Here is a 21,383-nt window from a genome sequence, read left to right as displayed (position 1 = left end):
CCGCCGGGCCCGCCCGTGCAAGCCCGTGCCCCTCGGCCCCCGAGACCAGACGCCCTACCGCACGCGCTGGCCGTTGGCCTCGATCACGCCGCCCGGCTTCATCTCGATGGTCGAGGTCATCACGTCTTCCCCCTCGCCCGGCACCGCGAAGACGCCCAGCATCATCCGCGCCCCGGTGGCCTGGTCGGCGGGCAGCAGCCGTGCCTCGACCAACCGGTCGATCAGCGCGTTGCCCCCCTCCAGCACCAGCTCGATCACCCCCTCGGGCTCGGGAAACCCGCCCTGGCTCTCCCCGCTCGCCTCGTCGAAACTCAGCGCCCCCTCGCCCGTCAGACGTGCGCCCAGCGCCGCCACGGCCAGTTCCTGCACCGTCAGCCCGCGCAGCGCCGCCGGCGCCTCGCCTTGCTCCTCCAGCACCGCGAGCGAAGGGAAATCCAGCAGCCCGGCGAAAAGCTCCACCGCCGCCGTCGCCTTCACCGACAGATCCGCCGGATCGCGCGGCAGCGCCCCGCCCGGATCGACCATCGCCCAGGCCTCCTCGCCCAGCGTCATCCCCTCAAGCGACAGCGCCAGCGCGGCCTCCTCCGGCCCCTCCGTCCGCTTCAGCGGCGTGGCGAAACGATAGCCCATCGACTCGAGCCCGAGGGCCATCGGCACGGGCAGCATCTCCGCCGCCATCCCCACCATCAGCCGGTCGGCCTGCCCCTCGATGGACAGTCCCCCGGCATCGAGGCGTAACGCGGCTTCCTGCGGGCCGACCTCGTAGGTCTGCCGGAACATCTCCGCCTCGCCCGCCGGGTCACCCCCCGGCTCGGCCGTCGTCATCACCGTCTCGGCGCTTGTCCCGGCTGCCGTCGAGGTCAACGAAAACGCCAGCCCGTCCCGCAACCCCTCCGACAGGTTCATCAGCGACAGCGTCCCCTTGGGAAGCGCCGTCTCGAAGGTCATCGCGACCCCCTCCATCCGCTGCGCCGTTTCCTGCGTCGCCCTCACGGGCGGCGCTCCATCGGCCCCCGGCATCTCGGTCTCCGTGACCGAATCCAGGATGATCGTCTCGTAATCGAACGCCCCGCCGATCCGCAGCAGATCGCCCTCGGTCACACGGAAGGTGCCCTCCGACCCGGTGATCCGCGCGGTCATCCGCACATCCGCCCCGCCGGCCGCCTCCGGCATCTGCAACCGCATCACCTGCTCAAGCGCGTCGGTGCGGAAAGCATGGGTCACGTCGCCCGGTTCGCCGCTGGCAACCTGCTCGAAGGCCGTGCCGTCCAGCTCCCGGGTCAGCACGATCGCCTCCGGCGCGCCCTCCGCGCCGTCGAATTCCAGCCGCGCGATGCTTTTCGTCTCCGCGGGATACTGCACCCTTACCGTGCCCTCGCCCGTCTCCTCCAGCACCACGCCGTTGGTCGTCAGAATGGCCCGCCCCCGTCCCTCGGCAAAGCTGAACCTGATCTCGATATTGTCGACCACCAGCCGGTCGCCCTCGCGCACGGGGCTGGCCGCGATCTCGGCATTCAACGCCTCGAACGGCGCCATCGCGCTCGTCCAGACATCCTCGGCACTCACATCCGCCGCCGCCGGCACCCCCGCCAGCCCGGCCGTCGCCAGCGCCGCCAGACCCAATCCATACCTCATCCGAAATCACCCTTCGTTCAAACCGTTTCGCGGCCCAACGCTAACCCCAAAAGAAAAGGCTGCAACCGATGATTGCAGCCTTCCCGATATTCCGTAACGACAGGCGCGTTACTTGATGCGCTGCCCGTTGGCGAGGATCTGGCCGTCGCCCTTGACCTCGATGGTCGAGGTCAGAGTGTCCTCGCCATCGCCCGGTACGGCGAACAGCCCCATCATCATCCGCGCGCCGGCGGCCTGCTCCTCGGGCACGAGCTGCATCGCCACCAGCTTGTCGAGCAGCGCGTTGCCGCCCACCAGCATCAGGTTCACCGCGCCCGTCGGCGCCGGCATCCCCTCGAAGGTGGTCAGGTCGCTGTTGTCGAAGGTAAAGCTGCCATCGCCGGTCAGCTCGGCGCCGGCCGCGCTGATCGTCAGGCTGTTGAGGTCGAGCGAATTGATCTCGCCCGGCATCGTCTCGCCATCCTCGACCCGTTCCATCTCCTCGGGATCGAGCAGGTCGACCAGAAGGCTCACCGTGCCGCTGGTGTCGAAGGCGATCGTCGCGGGGTCACGCGGCAATTGCCCGCTCGGGTCGAAGATGCCCCAGATCAGGTCCGACATGGTGAAATCGCCCAGCGTCAGGCCCAGCGCGAAGGGCTGCTCGCCCTCTCCGGCGGTCACGGGCATGGTCAGGTTGAACCCGGCCTGCTGCATCGCCAGCTCCAGCGGGAACGGGATATCGGCACCGGCCATCGACATGGTGATATCCGTGCCCTCGCCGGAATAGCTCAGGCCGCTCTCGTCCATCTTCAGGCCAAGCTGGCCCGAGGCCGAGCTGCTCGTGCCCTGCACCGTTTCCTCTTCATCCTTGAAGTTGAAATTCGACGACCCGTTGGTGAACGAGAAGCTGCCGTCGAAGGCGAAGCCCGCCTTCAGCGCCGCCGCCATCTGCTCGGGGTCCATGTCGTTCGGCAGGCTGGCGGTGCCGTCGAACTGCATGCCCTCGGCCTCGCCGCGCAGCACGAAGCGGCCGCCGCCATCGTCCGGCTCGTTGAAATCCATCACGTAGCTGACCGCGCCGCTGGTGATCTTCTGGACCGAGCTGCGCAGGTTGCCCACCGACATCTCGGTCGAACCCTCGACATCGGCCATCCGGAACTCGGCCTGCCCGAACTCGTCCATCGGAACGTCCTCGCCCTCGATGTTAAGGCTGACCAGCGTCAGCGCGATGCTCGCGGCGGAATAGGCGTAGGTCATGTTCTCGGGGTCGCCCGAGACGTCGATCGACAGGCCCTCGGTGGCATAGTCGAGGCCGATCTCCACGTCCTCGCCGTCCTCCGCATCGACGGCAATGTCGATCGGCAGGCTCGGCGCCACGGTGATCGAAACCGTCCCGTCGCCATTGTCGACGAAGCTCATGTCGCCCATCGACATGTCGATCGTCATGTCCTCTTCCGGCACCTCGAACGTCATGCTGATACCGCTGATCGTCAACGTGTCGCCCGACCGGTTCTCGGTCGCGTCCAGCGTATAGCCGGCGTCCATCATGTAATCGCGCCAATCGGCCCAGACCTGTTCGGCGGTCACATCGGCATAGGCCGCATTCGCGCCCGAAATGACGCAAAGCGCAGCCACCGATGCGGCAGTTCTCCTCCAGGATGTCATCATCAACCCTTCCGTTTTTAAATTTCGAGTATAGCTTCTGCCCAAGCACGGGCCGGGTCAAGACATAGTTGACCCGGCCGCACGTGTCCGAGATTAGCGGGATTGAATGCAGGGAGGTACGAAATGAGTGTGACAGAGGCGGTCGTCGGCAAGACGGTGCTCATCACCGGGGCCAGCCGCGGCATCGGCGCGGCGGCGGCGCGGGTCTTCGCCGAGGCGGGCGCCAACGTGGCGCTGGCCGCGCGCAACGGCGACGCCATCGCCGAGATCGCGGGCGAGATCGGCAAACAGGCGGTCGCCATCCCCTGCGACGTCTCCCGCTACTGGGAGGTCGAGGCGGCCGTGTCAGCCTGCCAGAAGGCCTTCGGCGGGCTCGACATCCTGATCGGCAATGCCGGCGTCATCGAACCCATCAGCCATCTCGACGCCATCGACCCCGAGGAATGGGGCAAGGTGATCGACATCAACCTCAAGGGCGTCTTCAACGGCATGCGCGCCGCCATCCCGGTGATGAAGGACGCGGGCGCCGGCACCATCATCACGGTCTCCTCCGGCGCGGCCCATGCGCCGCTCGAAGGCTGGAGCCACTATTGCACCTCCAAGGCGGGCGCCGCGATGCTGACAAGCTGCGCCGACCTCGAGAACCGCGGCTCGGGCCTGCGCATCATGGGCCTCTCGCCCGGCACCGTCGCCACCCAGATGCAGCGCGAGATCAAGGCCAGCGGCGTCAACCCGGTCTCCGAACTGGAATGGGAGGATCACATCCCCCCCGAATGGCCCGCCAAAGCGCTCCTCTGGATGTGCAGCCCCGACGCCGACGACTATATCGGCCAGGAAGTCAGCCTCAGGCAGGACGACATCCGTCGCCGGGCGGGGCTGGCATGATCCGCCTCGACAAGTCCGACGGGCTCTGGACGGTCACCATCGACCGCCCCGACAAGGCCAATTCCCTCACCGAGGCGATGCTGACCGACCTCGCCGATATCGCCGAAAGCGCCGACGAGGCCCGCGCCCTGGTCCTGACCGGCGAAGGCAAGGTCTTCTCCGCCGGCGCCGACCTCGAGGCGGCGAAAGCCGGGCTCGCCACCAGCTCCGCCTGGGAGCGGCTGTCTTCGGCCATCACCGGCCTGCGCGGCCTCACGATCGCGGCCCTGAACGGCACGGTCGCGGGCGGCGCGATGGGCATGGTGCTGGCCTGCGACCTGCGCGTCGCGGTGCCCACGGCCAAGGCCTTCTACCCGGTGATGAAGCTGGGCTTCCTGCCCCAGCCCTCCGACCCCGGCCGCCTGGTCCGGCTGGTGGGGCCGTCGCGGGCGCGGATGATCCTGATGGCCGGCCAGAAGATCGACGCCGAAACGGCGCTCGCCTGGGGCCTCTTCGACCGCATTGCCGAGCCGAAGGAGTTGATCGCCACCGCCCACGCGCTGGCCGCCGACACGCTGGCCGCCGACCCGGTGCACGCGGCGACGATCAAGGGGATGTGCCGGGTTTAAAAAACCTGTCCCGGCCCCCGCGCCGGACCTAGTGACACCGCCGCTTCATACGCAACGTCGCCCCGCCGGGCCAGCGCCGGCCCGTGGGGAGGCGCTGCAACGGATATGGCACGCACTTTATGGTGCCGAGTACATCCTGCCTAATAACGTCACGCAACACCCGCCAAAGCGCCTGCCCGTCACGCCAAAGGCGTGCCGCTTATACATGGCGCACCTTCGGTGCGACGGGACGGGCCGGCGCTCGCCCGGCGGCCTTCGGCCTCTGTTCCGGGCGTGTGCCACGGTCACCCGTAGGGTGGGTGAAAACCCACCTCCAAGCCCCCTCACAACTTCCGCAGGTACGTCTCCGACACATACCCCTTGGTCCCCGGATCGCGGTCCAGCGCCGCCTCGCACCAGACCGTGCCGCCCACGCGGTTGCACGCGCCCGTCCGCATCAGCGTCCCGTTGGGCAGGCCCACGATGATCTCGTAGCCCAGCCCCGGCCCGGCCCTGAGCTTCAGCATGTCGCCCGCTTCCACGCCGGCCACCTCGGCCCGGCCGGTCATCCCCAGCATCGACGGCGTGGGCTGCGTGTTGCACCCCGCCAGCACCGCCAGCGCCACCGCGCTCATCCCTATCCTGCGCATACTGCCCTCCTGTCTTTTGCCCCTTTCTGGCCCAATCCGGCCGCGGGCGAAAGCGAAAGATCAGCCCGGCGCCTCCGCCGCTGCCGGCGTCGCGGCGTCGTCCTCCTCCGCCTCCTCCGGCATCGGCAGGCTCAGCACGCATTCGAACGTGCCGTCCTCCACCCGGCGGGTGATGCTGCCATCCAGCTGGTCCTCCACCGCCAGCGTCAGAAGCTGCGTGCCGAACCCCGCTTTCTCCGGCGCCACGGCGCCGGAGGCGGCGGCGCTCCGCTCCCGCCAGACCAGCCGCAGTACCCGGTCCTCGCCGGCCTCCCAGCCGATGTCGAGCGTGCCCTCGTCGCCGGAAAGCGCCCCGTATTTCACCGCGTTCGTGGCCAGCTCGTGCAGCGCCATCGCCACCGGCTGCACCATCGCGGGGCCCAGCACCACCCGCGGCCCGTGTACCCTGACCCGCCCGTCCTCCGACAGGAACGGCGCCAGCTCGCTTTCCAGCACGTCCTGAAGGTTGGCGCCGACCCACTTGCCGTCCGACAGGATGCCCAGCGTCTTGCCCAGCGCGCTCAGCCGGTCGAGAAGCGACGTCTTGTACCCCGCCACGTCCTCCGCCCGGGTCAGCCGCACCAGCGCCTGCGAGATCCCCAGCAGGTTGCGCGCCCGGTGGTCGATCTCCTGCATCATCGCCTTTTCCCGCGCCAGCACCCGCTCGCGCTCGATCGTCTGGGTGGCGAGGCCGAAAACCTGCTCCGCGGTCGCCACCTCCTCGTCGGTCCAGCCATGGGCGCGGTCGCGATGCACGAACATCACCGCGCTCAGGCTCGCGAACTTGAACGAGGGCAGCGCCAGCGCCGCCTCGGCCCCCAGCCGGACGAACATCTCGCGCGCCCGCTCGTCCTCGACCTCCGCGGTCCGGTCAACCCGCACGGCCCGCCCGGCCTCCAGCCCGTCACGCAGGTGGCCCAGCCAGGGCCAGTGCACGCCCGGCCCGGCCGGGGCGACGCCCTCGGCGACCCATTCCAGCGCCACCGGGAACCGTTCGGCCGCGGCGTCGCGCTCGCGGATCCCCACCCGTATCGCACCCAGGTGCTCGCCCAGCATCCGGCAGACCGCGGTCATGATCTCCTCCGCCCCGGTCAGTTCGCGCACCCGGTCGCCCACCTCCAAAAGGAAGGCCGTCTGCCGCTGCCGCAGCACCTTCTCGGTGGTCTCCTGCCCGGAATTGAAGATCCCGACGATGCTGCCGTCCTCGCCGCGGATGGGCGTGAAACTGTACGACCAGTAGGTCTCCTCCTCGATCCCGTAGCGCCGCATCGGCAGCATCTGGTCGTCGACGAACAGCCCCTCGCCGGTCTCGATCACCCGGGTGAACTGCGGCTCGATCACGTGCCAGATATCCGACCACACCTCCGCCGCCGGCTCGCCGAGACAGGCGGGGTGGCGCGGGCCCGGAATGAACGACCACGCGTCGTTGTAAAGCAGTCGCAGCTCCTGCCCCCAGTAGATCGCCGTCGGAAAGGCCGAGTTCAGGCAGATCCCCAGCGCCGCCCGCAAGGACAGCGGCCACGCGTCCGGCGCCCCGAGCGGATGCGCCGCCCAGTCGTGCTCGCGGATACGCCGCGCCATCTCCCCCTCGCCCGAGAGAAAGCTCATCGGCGTCGCGCCCGTACCCTGCCGCCTCAGCACCTGATCACCTGTTCCTTGCCGGTTATGTCTCAGCCATATATCTAGAAACATCCGCCGCAAAGACAAAGTCTTATCCGCGCCTTTTCCCCCGCCCGCCCCGGCGCCGGTTGCGTGACCTCCAACTCCCCCGCGCCCCGGGCCTGACCCGGGGCCTCGCACCCTCCGACGCCCCCGGCCCCTCGTCCTTAGGGTGGCTGCGAACCCACCACGCCGCCCAAGCCTCACCCCCGTTGCGCCCTCCACAACATCTCGCGGCACCCCCCACCGAACGCCACATGAACCCGGGTGAAGCGCCGCAAGAACACCGACGCAATACCGACAAAATACCGACGTGATACCGAAACCGGAAAATCACGCCGTTCCAACCCGTTAACCCCGATTCGCTTACCTCAACTCCCCCGGTAGGTCGAATACCCGAACGGCGACACCAACAGCGGCACGTGGTAATGCACCTCTTCCGCCATCCCGAACCTTATCGGCACCTCGTCCAGAAACCGCGGGCTCTCCGGCGGCGAGAACCGGGCATCGATGTAATCCCCGGCATGGAAGACCAGCTCGTACGTGCCGGTCTCGAACTCCGCCTCCGGCAGGATCGGCTCATCCGTCCGCCCGTCGGCATTGGTCTGCAACGCCCTGACAAGGCTGCGCTTTTCGCCCTCGATCCGGTAAAGCTCGACGGTCATGCCCGCCGCCGGGCGGCCCCGCGCGGTGTCGAGCACATGGGTTGTCAGATATCCGGCCATCAATCGGTCCTCCTGTCGCCACCCTGCCGCGCCCCGGTCCCCCGGTCACGCAGGAAATCATTGTAAGTCCTTCAGGATTTATCGGAAAGTATCCAGAACAGCCCCCGTCTACACTACCGGCATCCACCACTCACGGAAGGCGTCGCCATGCCCCAACGCTACATTCGCGACATGCGCGGCCACGGCCCGATCCCGCCGCACCCCCACTGGCCCGGCGAGGCAAAGATCGCCGTCCAGTTCGTCCTCAATTACGAGGAAGGCGGCGAGAACTGCCTGCTGCATGGCGACGCCGCCTCCGAGGCCTTCCTGTCCGAAATCCCCGGCGCCCAGCCTTGGCCCGGCCAGCGCCACTGGAACATGGAATCGGTCTACGAATACGGCGCCCGCGCCGGGTTCTGGCGCCTCCACCGGCTCTTCACCTCGCGCGGCCTGCCCCTCACCGTCTACGGCGTCGCCACGGCGCTGGCCCGCTCGCCGGAACAGGTGAAAGCGATGAAAGAAGCCGATTGGGAAATCGCCAGCCACGGCCTGAAATGGATCGACTACAAGGACCACACGCCCGAGGCCGAACGCGCCGACATGGAGGAGGCCATCCGCCTCCACACCCACGTCACCGGCCAAAAACCCCGCGGCTGGTACACCGGCCGCTGTTCGGTCAACACCGTGCCGCTCGCCGCCGAGACGGGCGAATTCGACTACATCTCCGACACCTACGCCGACGACCTCCCCTACTGGGTCACCCTCGCGGGCCGCGATCAGCTCATCATCCCCTACACGCTCGACTGCAACGACATGCGCTTCGCCACGCCGCAGGGCTTCAACGCCGGCGACCAGTTCTTCGCCTATCTCCGCGACAGCTTCGACGCGCTCTATGCCGAAGGCGAGGCCGGCGCGCCGAAGATGCTCTCCATCGGCCTGCATTGCCGCCTGATCGGCCGCCCCGGCCGCGTCATGGCCCTGCAACGCTTCCTTGACCACATTGCGGCGCATGGCGGCGTCTGGGTCGCCCGCCGCATCGACATCGCCCGCCACTGGGCCGAAACCCATCCGCCCGAACGCCTCGAGCGCCCCTCCGAGATGGACCGCGACAGGTTCGTCACCCGCTTCGGCGACATCTTCGAACATTCCCCCTGGGTCGCCGAAAACGCCTACGAGCTGGAACTCGGCCCCGCCCATGACAGCGCCGCGGGCCTCGCCGCGGCCATGGCCCGCGCCTTCCGCGCCGCCCCGCGCGACAAGCGCCTCGCCGTGCTCAACGCCCACCCCGACCTCGCCGGCAAACTCGCCGCCGCCGGCCGCCTGACCAGCGACTCCACCGCCGAACAGGCCTCCGCCGGGCTCGACATGCTGACCGACGCCGAACGCGCCACCTTCACCCGCCTCAACGACGCCTATGTCGCCAAGCACGGCCACCCCTTCATCATCGCCGTCCGCGACCACGACAAACAAGGCATCCTCGACGCCTTCGAAACCCGCCTCGCCAATGACAGCGCCACCGAATTCGCCACCGCCTGCGCCCAGGTCGAGCGCATCGCCGAGCTGCGCCTGCAGGACCTCCTGCCGTGACCGACATCACCGCCACCCCCCTGACACCGGAGGCTTTCGCCCCCTTCGGCACCGTCATCGCCCGCCGCCCCGAACCGGACATGATGATCAACCAGGGCCTCTGCGGCCGCCACCACGCGCTGGCCCTGGCCGACATCACCGACGGCACCCCCGGCATCAGCCTCTTCGACGCCGAGCCCCGCAGCCTCCCCTACCGGCTCGACATGGTCGAACGCCATCCGCTGGGCTCCCAGGCCTTCCTGCCAATGTACGAGACCAGCTTCCTCGTCATCGTCGCCCCCGACGAAAGCGGCCGCCCCGGCACCCCGCTCGCCTTCCTCACCCGGCCCGGCGAAGGCATCCAGATCGCCCGCAACACCTGGCACGGCGTCCTCACGCCGCTGGCGCCCCCCGGCCTCTTCGCCGTGATCGACCGCATCGGCGAGGGCCCGAACCTGCAGGAACACTGGTTCGACACCCCCTATACCGTCACAGCAGAATAGGGGCGCTGCCCCTCGGCCTTCGGCCTCACCCCGGGATATTTCCGGCCAGAAGAAAAACCGGGCGCACCCCATGCTTCTTCTGGCCAAAAGTATCCCGGGGGGAGCGTTGAAATCTCCTGATTTCAACGTGGGGGGCTGGCCCCCCTACCGCCGCGCGATCAGGCGCGCCATGTCCAGCATCCGGCAGGAAAACCCCCACTCGTTGTCGTACCAGCCGAACACCCGCAGCAGCCCGCCCCGCGAGACGGAGGTCTCCGGCCCGACCATCACGATCGATTCCGGCCGCCCGCGCAGGTCGGCGCTCACCAGCGGTTTCTCGGTCCAACCGAAGACGGGCGAGCCCTCCGCCGCCTCTTTCAGGACCGCATTCACCGCCGCTTCCGTCACCGTCTCGCGCAGCTGCACCGTCAGGTCGATGCACGACACGCTCGCCGTCGGCACCCGGATCGCCCGCGCCTCGATCCGCCCGGCCATATGCGGCAGGACAAGCCCGGTCTGGTGCTGCGCGCTGGTGGTCGTCGGCACCATTGACAGCGCCGCCGCCCGGCTGCGCTCGGGCGCGCTGCGGGGCTTGTCGACCGTGGGCTGGCTGCCGGTATAGCAATGCACCGTGGTCATCTGGCCGCTTTCCACCCCGAAGGCGGCATCGAGCACCCGCACCAGCGGCGCCAGGGCATTCGTGGTGCAGGAGGCGTTCGAGATGATCCGCTCACCACCCAGCTCGCCCTCGTTCGCCCCCAACACCAGCGTCACGTCCGCCTCGGCCGAGGGCCCCGAGACCAGCACCGCCTTCGCCCCGGCCGCCAGCCCGCGCTCGGCCACCGCCCGCTTGCCGCCCATGCCGGTGCATTCCAGCACGAGGTCGACGCCGGCCAGGTCCAGCGCGCTCAGGTCCGGCGCCGCGTGAAACGGGATCGCCCGGCCATCCACGATGAGCGCGCCCTCCTCCGTCGCCACCTCGCCCGTCCACGGGCCATAGACGCTGTCGAACTCGAACAGATAGGCACAGGTCTCCAGCGGCTCGATGTCGTTGATCAGCACCAGCTCGAAATCCGCCCCCTCGCGCAGAAGGATGCGCAACAGGGTCCGGCCGATCCGGCCGAACCCGTTCAGGGCGATGCGAATGGGCGTGTCGGTCATGGCAAGGCTCTCCGGAACAAGGACTCTTTGCGCCGGACTGTCCGCCCGCGCCGCCGGATTTGCCAGACCCTGACACGAAATTTGATCAAACCCGCGCAACGCCGCATGGCTTCACGAAATTTTAGGAGACGCGCGGCAGGTTCGCCCTGCACCGGCATCGCCCCATGACGCGCCTTGCCCCGGGTGACGTTAACCTTCGAACCACACCCGGCTTTACTAAATCTTAAGAAATTGCCAGAATACTGGGCACATTCTGAACTTGATTTCAGTGTTCTCACTAAATCAGCCCCGCGTAGTGTCCGCTACGCGGGGCCTTCTTTGACCAGAACCCTAAAGCCCTGTCCAAAGCTGCATGATGGCCACGATCAATGTCGCGATCGCCACGGCCAACATGACTAGTCTGAACTTGCTTTCGTTCAGCGTCCTCACCTCCTTCCGCCGCGAAGTGTCACGGCGAAAGGCAGCATCGGGCGATCCGATAAAGTTTGAGTTAACTCCGCTTCACAGCCCCATATGCCGGTTCACATCCTTGTAGAGCAGGTAGCGGAACGTCCCCGGCCCGCCCGCGTAACAGGCCTGCGGACAAAACGCCCGCAGCCACATGTAATCGCCCGCCTCCACCTCGACCCAGTCGGTGTTCAACTTGTAGGCCGCCTTCCCCTCCAGCACGTACAAACCGTGCTCCATCACATGCGTCTCCATGAACGGGATCACCGCGCCCGGCTCCAGCGTCACGATCGTCACGTGCATGTCGTGGCGCATGTCCTCGGGGTCGACAAACCGCGTCGTGGCCCAGCGCCCCTCGGTATCCGGCATAGGATGTGGCGCCACCGTCTTCTCGTCGGCAAAGACCGGCTCGGGCCAGCCCAGCCCCTCGACCGGCTCATAGGCCTTGCGGATCCAGTGGAACACCGCCAGCCCCTCGCCCTCGTTCCGCAGCCGCCAGTCGCTGGCGGCAGGCAGGTAGGCATAGCCCCCCTCGCCCAGCCGATGCTCTTCCCCGCCAACCGTCACCACCACCGCGCCGGAGGTCACGAACAGCACCCCCTCGGCCTCCTCGTTGCTCTCCGGCTTCGCCGAGCCGCCGCCGGGCGAAACCTCCATGATGTAATGGGAAAACGTCTCGGCGAACCCCGACAGCGGCCTTGCCAGAACCCACAGCCGCGTCCCTTCCCAATGCGGCAGGCGCGAGGTCACGATGTCCCGCATCGTGCCCCGCGGCAGCACGGCATAAGCTTCGGTGAACACGGCCCGGTCGGTCAGCAGGCCGGTCTGCGGCGGCAAGCCGCCCTCGGGGGAATAATAGCTACGGTCGGTCATGGGCGGCTTTCCATCAGGTTCGGGATCACCCCCAAGCAAAGCCCCGCCGCGCCGCCAAGGCAACGCATAAACCGCCCCCGCCCGGCTGAAGGACAATCAGCTTTTGCCTGAAGATCGCCTCAGCCCCGCGCCGCCGCCTCCAACGCCGGATAGCGCAGCCCCAGCGTCACGCCACGGGCCACGAAGCTGATCAGAAGCGCCACCCACAGCCCGTGATTGCCCAGCCACGGCACCAGCAGCACCACCGCCACCCCGTAGACCAGCAAACTCACCGCCATCATGTTGCGCATGTCCCCGGCCCGCGTCGCGCCGACGAAAATGCCGTCCAGCATGTAGGCCGCCACCCCCAGCACCGGCGCCACCACCATGTAGACAAGGTACTCGCGCCCCGCCGCCTGCACCTCGGGCGCCTTGGCCATCAGGTCGATGATCATCCCCCCGAACGCCCAGAACACCAGCGCCAGCCCGACCGAGATGATCACCCCCCAGAGGCTCGTCACCAGCGCCCCGCGCCGGAGCATCGCCCCGTCGCGCCGGCCCACCGCCTGCCCCACCATGGTCTCGACGGCAAAGGCCAGCCCGTCCAGCGCGTTCGACACGATATGCAGGAACTGCAACAGCACCTGGTTCGCGGCCAGCGTCACGTCGCCGAAATCCGCGCCAAGGAACAGGAACGACACGAACACCGTCTCCAGCATCAGCGACCGCAGCAGGATATCGCGGTTCACGCCCGCCATCCGGCGCAACTGCACCGGGTCGAACACCCGCGGCCAGTCGCGCCAGGCCGGCACCCGGAACGCCGCCCGGCAGAACCACAGGCCCAGCGCCAGCCCCGACCACTCTGCGATGAAGGTCGCCCAGGCCACGCCGGTCACGCCCCAGTCGAGCCCCAGCACGAACCACAGGTCGAGCCCGATATTCAGCCCGTTCATCGCCACCTGTATGGCCAGCACCGCCCCCGTCCGCTCCTGCGCGATCAGCCAGCCGGTCACGCCGTACATGGCGATCAGCGCGGGCCCGCTCCACACCCTTATCGCCATGTACTCCCGCGCCAGCCCCTCGACCTCGTCACTGGCGGGCGAGACCCGGAAAGCCACGTCGAAAACCGGCCCCTGCAACAGGATGAACAGCACGCCCCCCGTCAGCCCGATCATCAGCGACCGGGTCAGCAGCGCCGCCACCTCCCCCGCCTGCCCCGCGCCCAGCGCCTGGCTGGTCAGGCCCGTGGTGCCCATCCGCAGAAACCCGAACAGCCAGTAGACGGCGGTCAGGATCACCGCCCCGATCCCCACCGCCCCGATCGGCGCGGCAAGGCCCATCTGGCCCACCACGCCGGTATCGACGGCGCCCAGGATGGGCACCGTGGCATTGGAAATCACGATCGGAAGGGCGATCCGCAGGACACGGGCGTGCGTGATCGCGCGCGGCCCCTCAGCCATCCCCGCGCGGCATCAGGAAATGGCCGGTGGCCTGCGCAAACGGACGGGCGCGGTTGTCCTGCCACGCCTCCACATGCACGCTGGCATAGCGCCGGCCCGAACGCTTGACCCTGGCGCGGGAATAGGCATCCCGCGGCAGGCCCGAGCGCAGGTAATCCACCGTGAAGCTGATCGTCTTCGGCAGGCTCGGCAGGTCGCCCGCCACCAGCCTGTCGGGGTCCAGCCGCCCGCTCTCGATCTCGTCCCACAGCATCGCCCAGCTCAGCCCGATGATCGACGACACCTCGAGGAAGGCGGCCGTCGCCCCGCCATGAATCGCCGGAAGCGCCGGGTTGCCGATCAGGTCGTCCTTGAACGGCATGATCGCGGTCAGCTCGTCGCCTCGCCGGTCGAACTCGATCCCCAGGAAGCGGATATAGGGCACCCCGTCCACCAGCGCGTGAAGCGCGGCGTCGCGGCGCTGCTTGATCACCTGTACCGGTTCGGGCTTCTCGCGCGCCATCAGGTCTTCCCCGTCGTGAAAGTGCCGGTCGCGGTGGCAACGGGCCGGTCGGCGTCGTCGTCCATCGCTCGCGCCCGCACGAAGGCCACGGTGCGGGTCACGTGGAAACACTCGGCCTCGGCCCGGATGCGCTGGCCGGGGGTGGCGGGGCGCATGTAGTCGATGCGCAAATCGATGGTCGCGGTCGAGCCGCCATTGGCCGGATGGCTCAGCGCCGCCGCCCCGCAACAGGTATCCATCAGCGCCGACACCGCGCCGCCATGGATGACACCCGTCTTCGGGTCGCCGACGAAACGGTCGTCATAGGGCATCTCGATCGTGGCAAATCCTTCCTCGATCCGGGTCACCGTCATCCCCAGCGCTTCCGAATGCGGGATGGCCTTGATGAACTGCTCGGCGATCTTCGTCTTGTCGACGCCCATGCGCCTCCCCTTCTTGCCCGTGCCGCACCCTTTATGAGCCGGAACCGCCCCGGGCCGCAAGACCGGCAGTTGCCCTGCGCCGCGCATGGTTCTACTTTCCATGAAGGGAGAGCCTGAACGATGCCGGAACACCGCCTGTCATTCAAGGAAATGTGCGCGAAATTCGACGTGACCCCGCGCACCCTGCGCTATTACGAATATATCGAGCTGCTCAGCCCCGAACGCGACGGCCGCTCGCGCTATTATGGCCCCCGCGAGGTGGCCCGCCTGACCCTCATCCTGCGCGGCCGCCGCTGGGGCTTCGCGCTCGAGGAAATCCGCCAGTGGCTGGAGATCTACGAGGAGGAAGGCACCGAGGCCCAGATGCGCAACTGGGTCGAGATGGCCGACCGGAAGCTCGCCGAACTCGACCGCCAGCGCGCCCAGCTCGAAGAGGCCATGACCGAACTCCGCGACACCCGCGACGAGGTAGCGAAGAACTTCACCTCGTGACACTCCCCGTCCCGGCCCCCGAGCCGGGACCCCGCGCCGACCATTGCCCCGCGCGGCAACCCGTAGGGTGGGTGAAACCCACCACACCCCACTCCAAGATCACTCCGGCTTTTTCCCCCGGATGTGATGCGGGCAATGCTCGCCCTTCTCCAGCACCCGCAGCATCTTCGTCCAGGTCTCCACCTGGTGGCCGATGAACTCCTTGCCGTGCCGCTCTTCCAGCCCCGGCCGCGTGTCCCCGGTCAGCCACGCCAGTTCCTCCGCCGCCACTTCCGCATACCAGGGGTTCCGGTTCACCAGCTCGACCTCCTCGAACCCGGCCTCCCGCATCGCCGTCTCGTAGGTCGCGGGCGAGGCCATGGCGAAATCGAGGTCCTCAGACTTGATATACTCCACCATCTCCGGCGACGGGTCGTCATCATGCCCGATCAGCCAGTCCGACGCCGCGAACATGCCGCCCGGCTTCAGGATCCGGAACGCCTCCTTCGCCATCGCCGCCTTGTCGGGAATGTGGATGATCGAATCCTTGGAAAACACCACGTCGAAGCTCCCGTCCGGAAACGGGAACGGCCCCGGCTCGACCTTCTCCACCTTGATCCGCTCCGACAGCCCGGCCTCCTCGGCCCGCCGCCGTGCCGCGCCGCAGACCGGCTCCTCCACATCGATGCCGGTGACATGGTCGGCGCCAAGGTCATGGGCGATCAGCACCGCGCAGGCGCCCGAGCCACAGCCGATATCCAGCACCCGCTTGCCGGTGATATCCACCCCGTGCAGCACCCGCCGCACCTCGTCCGGCCCGCCGGGCGACAGGAACCCCTCGCCCCAGAGCTCTTCGAGAAAGGTGATGGTCTGATCGTCGTAAAGGTCGTCGGTCATCCGGGCCCCCGGTTCTGTGGAATTGCTGAAATGTGAACACCAGACTTATGCATACCGCCCCCCTGCACAAGCCCGACTCACTGCCTCCGGCCCCGCCGAAAACCGGCAAGAACCCGCCGGACCAGCAGATTTTTGCCGCCCGTCAGGCTCAGGAAATTGCCGCAAAAGCCTGTTTCCCTTGCCTGATCTTACGTCATCTCAAAGTGACGCAACGTAGTAGTTACGTCAACATGGAACCCTGTTGTAACCACGGGGCCGGATGCGCAGGTAAGTACAAGTTGACGTAATGATAACGAGCGAACCAATGACCGACGAAACGATGAGCATTCGCGAGATGTGCGACGCCTTCGACGTGACTCCGCGCACCCTGCGTTTCTACGAATCCAAGGAGCTGCTGTTCCCCCGCCGGGTGGGGCAGAAGCGCCTTTTCACCAAGCGCGACCGTGCGCGCCTCAAGCTGATCCTGCGCGGCAAGCGCTTCGGCTTCAGCCTCGAGGAAATCCGCCAGTTGCTCGACCTCTACGACAAGGGCGACCAGCAGCTCACCCAGCTGACCGAGACCTATCACCTCGCCGAGAAACGCCTCGCCGAGCTGGTCCAGCAGCGCGACGAGCTGAACGGCGCAATAGAGGAACTGCGCGGGCAGATGAAGTGGGGCGAGAAGATGATCGCCTCGATCCGCCAGCAGAAGAACGCCGCCGAGTAATCCGGCCCAAAGCCGGACCGGCCCCCGAGGGACAAAGGGAGAGAGACGACCATGCCGAGCTACACGCCCCCCACCAAGGACATGCAGTTCATCCTGCATGACATGCTAAACGTATCGGCCTCCGGCACGCCCGGCTATGCCGAGCTCGACGCCGACTTCACCGGCGCGGTGCTGGAAGAGGCGGGCAAGATCGCCCGCGACCTGCTGACGCCGCTGAACGTGGTGGGCGATACCGAGGGCTGCCGCCTCGAGAACGGCGTCGTGCGCACGCCCGCGGGCTTCAAGGCCGCCTTCGACGAGGTGCGCGCCGGCGGCTGGACGGCTCTCGACCTGCCCGAGCAATATGGCGGACAGAACATGCCCTACATCCTCGGCACCGCGGTGGGCGAGATGTTCTCGGCCGCCAACCAGGCCTTCACCATGTACCAGGGCCTGACCCATGGCGCCGCCTCGGCGATCCTCGCCCACGGCACCGACCAGCAGAAAGAGACCTACCTGCCCAAGATGGCCTCCTGCGACTGGACCGGCACCATGAACCTGACCGAGCCGCATTGCGGCACCGATCTCGGGCTCATGCGCACCAAGGCCGACCCGCAGGACGATGGCAGCTACCGGATCACCGGCCAGAAGATCTTCATCTCGTCCGGCGAACACGACATGGCCGACAACATCATCCACCTTGTCCTCGCCAAGATTCCCGGCGGCCCCGAGGGCATCAAGGGCGTCTCGCTCTTCATCGTGCCCAAGTTCATGGTCAAGGAAGACGGCTCACTCGGCGAGCGCAACGGCGTCTCCTGCGGCAAGATCGAGGAGAAGATGGGCATCCACGGCAACTCGACCTGCGTGATGAACTACGACGGGGCGACGGGCTACCTCCTCGGCGAAGAGCACAAGGGCATGCGCGCCATGTTCACCATGATGAACGAGGCCCGGCTCGGCGTCGGCATGCAAGGCCTGGCGCAAGCCGAAGTCGCCTACCAGAACGCGCTCGAATACGCCAAGGACCGGCTCCAGGGCCGCGACGTGACCGGCGTCAAGAACCCCGACGGCCCGGCCGACCCGCTGATCGTCCACCCGGACATCCGCCGCGCCCTGCTCGACCAGAAAAGCTTCGTCGAGGGCGCCCGCGCCTTCCTCCTCTGGGGCGCCGAGATGATCGATCGCTCGCACCGCGCGGGCGATGCCGATGCCGAGGGGCTGATCTCGCTCCTGACGCCCGTGATCAAGGGCTTCATGACCGATGAAGGCTTCGACATGACCATCCTCGCCCAGCAGGTCTATGGCGGCCACGGCTATATCGAGGAATGGGGCATGTCCCAGTTCGCCCGCGACGCCCGGATCGCGATGATCTACGAAGGCGCCAACGGCGTGCAGGCGCTCGACCTCGTCGGCCGCAAGCTCGCCGCCGACAGCGGCAAGCACGTGATGGCCTTCTTCGAGATGGTGAAGACCTTCATCAAGGAGAACGAGGGCAACGAGGCGCTCAAGAAGGATTTCCTCGACCCGCTCAAGGAATCCTCCAAGCACCTGCAATCCGCGGGCATGTTCTTCATGCAGAACGGCATGAAAAACCCCAACGCGGCACTGGCGGGATCGTATGACTTCATGCATCTTTTCGGCCATGTCTGCATCGGCCTGATGTGGGCGAAGATGGCCAAGGTCTCGCACGCGGCGCTCGAGGGCGGCACCTCGGACGAGGCCTTCTACAAGGCCAAGCTCAAGACGGGGCGCTATTACATGTCCCGCCGCCTGCCGGCGACCGCGATGCACCTCAAGCGCATCGAAAGCGGCGCCGACCCGGTGATGGAGCTGGAGGCCGAGCTGTTTTGACGAAGGGGGTGCGCTGAAGCGCACCCTACGAGAGGGATTTTCGAGGGGAGGAAAGATGCCGAAACGATTCCGTCTGACGCGCCGCTTCAACGCCGCGATGACCGAAGACGCCTACAGGCGCCTGAAGAAATTCGCGCAGGAAGCCGGGCTCGACGAGGGCGAGGCGCTTTCCTTCCTCTTCGAAAACTTCGACAGCGTGATCAACGAGGACACGTTCTCCCACCGGCTGCGCCTCTTCAATTCTGAACTCGAGGCGCGCAAACGATGATCCGCCGCCTGCCCGGAACGCTCGCCGTCTGCCTGCTGCTGGCCGCCCCCGTCGCGGCCCGCGACCTCACGCAGGCCGAACAGGCAAGCCTGCAGGCGCGCATAGACAGCTTCGAACAGGCCTTCGAGCAGGGCGACATCGACGCGGTCTTCACCGTGATCCCCCCGGGCATCCTCGCGACCACGTCGGAAACCTACGACATCACCGAGGCACAGGTTCTGACGGCGATGAAGCAGGCGCTTGCCGGGATGATGAAAACCGCCTCGATCGAGGAGTACCGGATCGATCTTGCCTCGGCCAAGGTCAGGGAAACCTCCGCGGGGCGCGTCTACGTGCTGATCCCGACCACCGCGTATGTCCGCCGCGACGGGCAGGATGAGGCCCGGCGCTCCGACACCGTGACGCTGGCGTTCCAGGACGGCGACGCCTGGTACCTCGTCCGCATCGACGATGCTCAACAGGTCGGCGTTCTCGAGGCCGCCTACCCGGATTACGAGGGCGTCGATTTTTCCGAAGGCAGCGCAACGCAAGGGAGCGAGTGATCCGATGAAAGACATGCACCAGACCCGCTCCGCATGGATGACCGACGAACACCAGATGCTCTCGGAAATGACGGCGAAGTTCATTACCGACGAATGGCGCCCGCATTTCGAGCGCTGGCGCAAGGCCGGCATCATGGACCGCGACACCTGGACCCAGGCGGGCGAATTGGGCCTCCTCTGCCCCTCCATTCCCGAGGAATACGGCGGCGCCGGCGGCGATTTCGGCCACGAGGCGGTGATCTGCATCGAACAGTCCCGCGCCAACCTCGCAAGCTGGGGCAACCCGATTCATTCCGGTATCGTGGCCCACTACATCCTCGCCTACGGCTCCGAAGATCAGAAGAAGCGCTGGCTGCCCAAGATGGTCTCGGGCGAGATGGTGGGCGCGCTGGCGATGACCGAACCGGCCGCGGGCTCCGACCTCCAGGGCATGAAGACCAAGGCGGTGCGCGACGGCAACGCCTACCGCGTCTCGGGCCAGAAGACCTTCATCACCAACGGCCAGCACGCCGACCTCATCCTCGTCGCCGCCAAGACCGACCCCTCGCAGGGCGCCAAGGGCATCTCCCTCGTCGCCATCGAAACCGAAAGGGCCGAGGGCTTCACCCGTGGCCGCAACCTCGAGAAATCGGGCCTCCACGCCGGCGACACCTCCGAGCTCTTCTTCGACGACGTCGCCGTCCCGCCCGAGAACATCCTCGGCGGCGAGGAAGGCCGCGGCTTCATCCAGATGATGCAGCAACTTCCCCAGGAACGCCTGATCATCGCCTGCGGCGCCCAGGGCGCGCTGGAAGGCGGCGTCGAACGCACCATCGCCTATGCCAACGAACGCCAGGCCTTCGGCGGCCCGATCATGCAGTTCCAGAACACCCGCTTCAAGCTGGCCGAATGCCTGACCAAGACCCGCGTCGCCCGCGCCTTTCTCGACGAATGCATCGCCGAACACCTGCGCGGCGCGCTATCCGTCGAAAAGGCCGCCATGGCAAAATACTGGATCTCCGACACCCAGTTCGAGGTGCTCGACGAATGCGTCCAGCTTCACGGCGGCTATGGCTACATGGCCGAGTACGACATCGCCGAAATGTGGGCCGACGCCCGCGTGCAACGCATCTACGGCGGCACCAACGAAATCATGAAGGAGCTGATTTCCCGCTCATTCACCGCCAAACCCTGACCCGCCGCACCCGGCCGCCCGGGCAGGAGCCTCCGGCGGGAGTATTTTTCCCAAGAAGAAGCCCGAGGGGAACCGCAACCCCCGCTTCTTCTTGGCGAAAATACTCGAATCCAACGACACCCACACGCGCAACGCACGGGAGGACCGCGCCATGACCATGAAACTCTACTGCTTCGGCGAAAGCGGCAACGCCTACAAGGCGGCGCTGGCTCTGGAACTGTCCGGCCTCGACTGGGAACCGGTCAAGGTCGACTTCTTCAACGGCGAGACCCGCTCCGACGCCTATCGCGGCGAGATCAACGCCATGGGCGAGGCGCCGGTGCTGGTCGACGGCGATTTCAAGACCTCGCAATCGGGCGTGATCCAGCAATACATCACCGACAAGACCGGCAAGTTCGGCGGCCGCGACGAGGCCGAACGCTACGAGGTGCTGCGCTGGGTCTTCTGGGACAATCACAAGATGTCGAGCCAGGCCGGCATGACCCGCTTCCTGATGAACTTTCTGCCCGAGGACAAGCGCCCGGCCGACGTGATCGGCTTCATGCAGGGCCGGCTCAAGGCCGCCTATGCGGTCCTGAACGCCCATCTCCAGGGCCGCGACTGGATCGTCGGCGACGGCATCACCAATGCCGACATGTCCTGCTGCGCCTACCTGTTTTACCCAGAACCCTTCGGCTTCGACCGCAAGGACTGGCCCGAAATCGACCGGTGGCTCTCGAACATCGAGAACACGCCGGGCTGGAAACATCCCTACGACCTGATGCCCGGCAGCCCTGCCGACCGGGCCTGAGAAAGGAGAC

Annotated in this window: 22 protein-coding genes; 11 read left to right on the top strand and 11 right to left on the bottom strand. The window is 67.1% G+C overall.

All coding sequences use genetic code 11. The annotated features are described in order from the left end of the window. Window positions 1-54: 54 nt before the first annotated feature. On the bottom strand, window positions 55-1,635 hold the full coding sequence (locus QUV18_RS22200) for a DUF2125 domain-containing protein (RefSeq protein WP_300896348.1): 1,581 nt from the start codon (window positions 1,633-1,635) through the stop codon (window positions 55-57). Window positions 1,636-1,743: 108 nt separating this feature from the next. After that, window positions 1,744-3,279 carry a DUF2125 domain-containing protein gene (locus tag QUV18_RS22195; protein WP_300896347.1) on the bottom strand — a complete coding sequence of 512 codons (1,536 nt, stop codon included), beginning with the start codon at window positions 3,277-3,279 and terminating at the stop codon, window positions 1,744-1,746. A gap of 123 nt (window positions 3,280-3,402) precedes the next feature. Between QUV18_RS22195 and QUV18_RS22190 the strand changes: the two genes are divergently transcribed. Beyond that, complete coding sequence (locus QUV18_RS22190) at window positions 3,403-4,164, top strand: SDR family oxidoreductase (RefSeq protein WP_300896346.1); 762 nt, start codon at window positions 3,403-3,405, stop codon at window positions 4,162-4,164. Beyond that, window positions 4,161-4,772, top strand: a complete 612-nt coding sequence (locus QUV18_RS22185) for an enoyl-CoA hydratase/isomerase family protein (protein WP_300896345.1) — start codon at window positions 4,161-4,163, stop codon at window positions 4,770-4,772. The genes QUV18_RS22190 and QUV18_RS22185 overlap by 4 nt, the downstream gene beginning before the upstream one ends. Before the next feature lie 323 nt (window positions 4,773-5,095). On the opposite strand, the gene QUV18_RS22180 is transcribed toward QUV18_RS22185, so the two are convergent. From QUV18_RS22180 to uraH, 3 genes are all read right to left on the bottom strand, one after another. Next, window positions 5,096-5,401: an SH3 domain-containing protein gene (locus QUV18_RS22180; RefSeq protein ID WP_300896344.1), complete on the bottom strand. Its 306-nt coding sequence runs from the start codon at window positions 5,399-5,401 to the stop codon at window positions 5,096-5,098. 60 nt (window positions 5,402-5,461) lie between these two features. Beyond that, a complete protein-coding gene (locus tag QUV18_RS22175) occupies window positions 5,462-7,048 on the bottom strand; it encodes an HWE histidine kinase domain-containing protein (RefSeq protein WP_300896343.1) in 1,587 nt (528 codons plus the stop codon). Window positions 7,049-7,470: 422 nt separating this feature from the next. Further along, on the bottom strand, window positions 7,471-7,824 hold the full coding sequence (gene uraH, locus QUV18_RS22170; protein ID WP_300896342.1) for a hydroxyisourate hydrolase: 354 nt from the start codon (window positions 7,822-7,824) through the stop codon (window positions 7,471-7,473). Between the two features lie 147 nt (window positions 7,825-7,971). Between uraH and puuE the strand changes: the two genes are divergently transcribed. Both puuE and QUV18_RS22160 read left to right on the top strand, forming a co-directional pair. Beyond that, complete coding sequence (puuE, locus tag QUV18_RS22165; RefSeq protein ID WP_300896341.1) at window positions 7,972-9,390, top strand: allantoinase PuuE; 1,419 nt, start codon at window positions 7,972-7,974, stop codon at window positions 9,388-9,390. Beyond that, window positions 9,387-9,872, top strand: a complete 486-nt coding sequence (locus QUV18_RS22160; protein ID WP_300896340.1) for an ureidoglycolate lyase — start codon at window positions 9,387-9,389, stop codon at window positions 9,870-9,872. Before puuE ends, QUV18_RS22160 begins: the two co-directional genes overlap by 4 nt. Before the next feature lie 144 nt (window positions 9,873-10,016). Here QUV18_RS22160 and QUV18_RS22155 read toward each other — a convergent pair whose 3' ends face one another. From QUV18_RS22155 to QUV18_RS22135, 5 genes are all read right to left on the bottom strand, one after another. Continuing rightward, the gene (locus tag QUV18_RS22155) at window positions 10,017-11,012 is read right to left on the bottom strand and encodes a type I glyceraldehyde-3-phosphate dehydrogenase (RefSeq protein ID WP_300896339.1); all 996 of its coding nucleotides are present in this window, start codon (window positions 11,010-11,012) and stop codon (window positions 10,017-10,019) included. A 501-nt stretch (window positions 11,013-11,513) separates the two neighbouring features. Beyond that, on the bottom strand, window positions 11,514-12,332 hold the full coding sequence (locus QUV18_RS22150; RefSeq protein ID WP_300896338.1) for a bifunctional allantoicase/(S)-ureidoglycine aminohydrolase: 819 nt from the start codon (window positions 12,330-12,332) through the stop codon (window positions 11,514-11,516). 119 nt (window positions 12,333-12,451) lie between these two features. Beyond that, window positions 12,452-13,771, bottom strand: coding sequence for an MATE family efflux transporter (locus QUV18_RS22145; RefSeq protein WP_300896337.1), 1,320 nt, complete (start codon window positions 13,769-13,771; stop codon window positions 12,452-12,454). Next, entirely contained in the window at window positions 13,764-14,273 is a 510-nt protein-coding gene (locus QUV18_RS22140; protein ID WP_300896336.1) for a PaaI family thioesterase, read from the bottom strand. The genes QUV18_RS22145 and QUV18_RS22140 overlap by 8 nt, the downstream gene beginning before the upstream one ends. Then, window positions 14,273-14,695, bottom strand: a complete 423-nt coding sequence (locus QUV18_RS22135) for a PaaI family thioesterase (RefSeq protein WP_300896335.1) — start codon at window positions 14,693-14,695, stop codon at window positions 14,273-14,275. The genes QUV18_RS22140 and QUV18_RS22135 overlap by 1 nt, the downstream gene beginning before the upstream one ends. Before the next feature lie 120 nt (window positions 14,696-14,815). Between QUV18_RS22135 and QUV18_RS22130 the strand changes: the two genes are divergently transcribed. Then, window positions 14,816-15,187 (top strand): MerR family DNA-binding transcriptional regulator, encoded by a 372-nt coding sequence (locus QUV18_RS22130; RefSeq protein ID WP_300896334.1) that lies wholly within the window; start codon window positions 14,816-14,818, stop codon window positions 15,185-15,187. 99 nt (window positions 15,188-15,286) lie between these two features. On the opposite strand, the gene QUV18_RS22125 is transcribed toward QUV18_RS22130, so the two are convergent. Continuing rightward, entirely contained in the window at window positions 15,287-16,063 is a 777-nt protein-coding gene (locus tag QUV18_RS22125; RefSeq protein WP_300896333.1) for a methyltransferase domain-containing protein, read from the bottom strand. A 304-nt stretch (window positions 16,064-16,367) separates the two neighbouring features. On the opposite strand from QUV18_RS22125, the gene QUV18_RS22120 reads away from it, so the two are divergent. The 6 genes from QUV18_RS22120 to QUV18_RS22095 all read left to right on the top strand — a co-directional run bounded on the left by QUV18_RS22120 (window position 16,368) and on the right by QUV18_RS22095 (window position 21,373). After that, the gene (locus tag QUV18_RS22120) at window positions 16,368-16,769 is read left to right on the top strand and encodes a MerR family DNA-binding transcriptional regulator (protein ID WP_300896332.1); all 402 of its coding nucleotides are present in this window, start codon (window positions 16,368-16,370) and stop codon (window positions 16,767-16,769) included. Between the two features lie 51 nt (window positions 16,770-16,820). Further along, window positions 16,821-18,599, top strand: coding sequence for an acyl-CoA dehydrogenase C-terminal domain-containing protein (locus QUV18_RS22115; protein ID WP_300896331.1), 1,779 nt, complete (start codon window positions 16,821-16,823; stop codon window positions 18,597-18,599). A gap of 55 nt (window positions 18,600-18,654) precedes the next feature. After that, window positions 18,655-18,867, top strand: coding sequence for a hypothetical protein (locus tag QUV18_RS22110; RefSeq protein WP_300896330.1), 213 nt, complete (start codon window positions 18,655-18,657; stop codon window positions 18,865-18,867). Then, on the top strand, window positions 18,864-19,409 hold the full coding sequence (locus QUV18_RS22105) for a hypothetical protein (RefSeq protein WP_300896329.1): 546 nt from the start codon (window positions 18,864-18,866) through the stop codon (window positions 19,407-19,409). Before QUV18_RS22110 ends, QUV18_RS22105 begins: the two co-directional genes overlap by 4 nt. A gap of 13 nt (window positions 19,410-19,422) precedes the next feature. Further along, complete coding sequence (locus QUV18_RS22100; RefSeq protein WP_300896358.1) at window positions 19,423-20,583, top strand: acyl-CoA dehydrogenase family protein; 1,161 nt, start codon at window positions 19,423-19,425, stop codon at window positions 20,581-20,583. A gap of 151 nt (window positions 20,584-20,734) precedes the next feature. Beyond that, the gene (locus tag QUV18_RS22095; protein ID WP_300896357.1) at window positions 20,735-21,373 is read left to right on the top strand and encodes a glutathione S-transferase family protein; all 639 of its coding nucleotides are present in this window, start codon (window positions 20,735-20,737) and stop codon (window positions 21,371-21,373) included. The last annotated feature ends 10 nt before the right edge of the window (window positions 21,374-21,383 follow it).

Origin of the sequence: Roseovarius sp. (genome assembly GCF_030373445.1) — a bacterium.
GTDB lineage: Bacteria > Pseudomonadota > Alphaproteobacteria > Rhodobacterales > Rhodobacteraceae > Roseovarius.
Note: the sequence above shows the minus strand (reverse complement) of the source record. Positions and strands in the feature narration are given on the sequence as shown.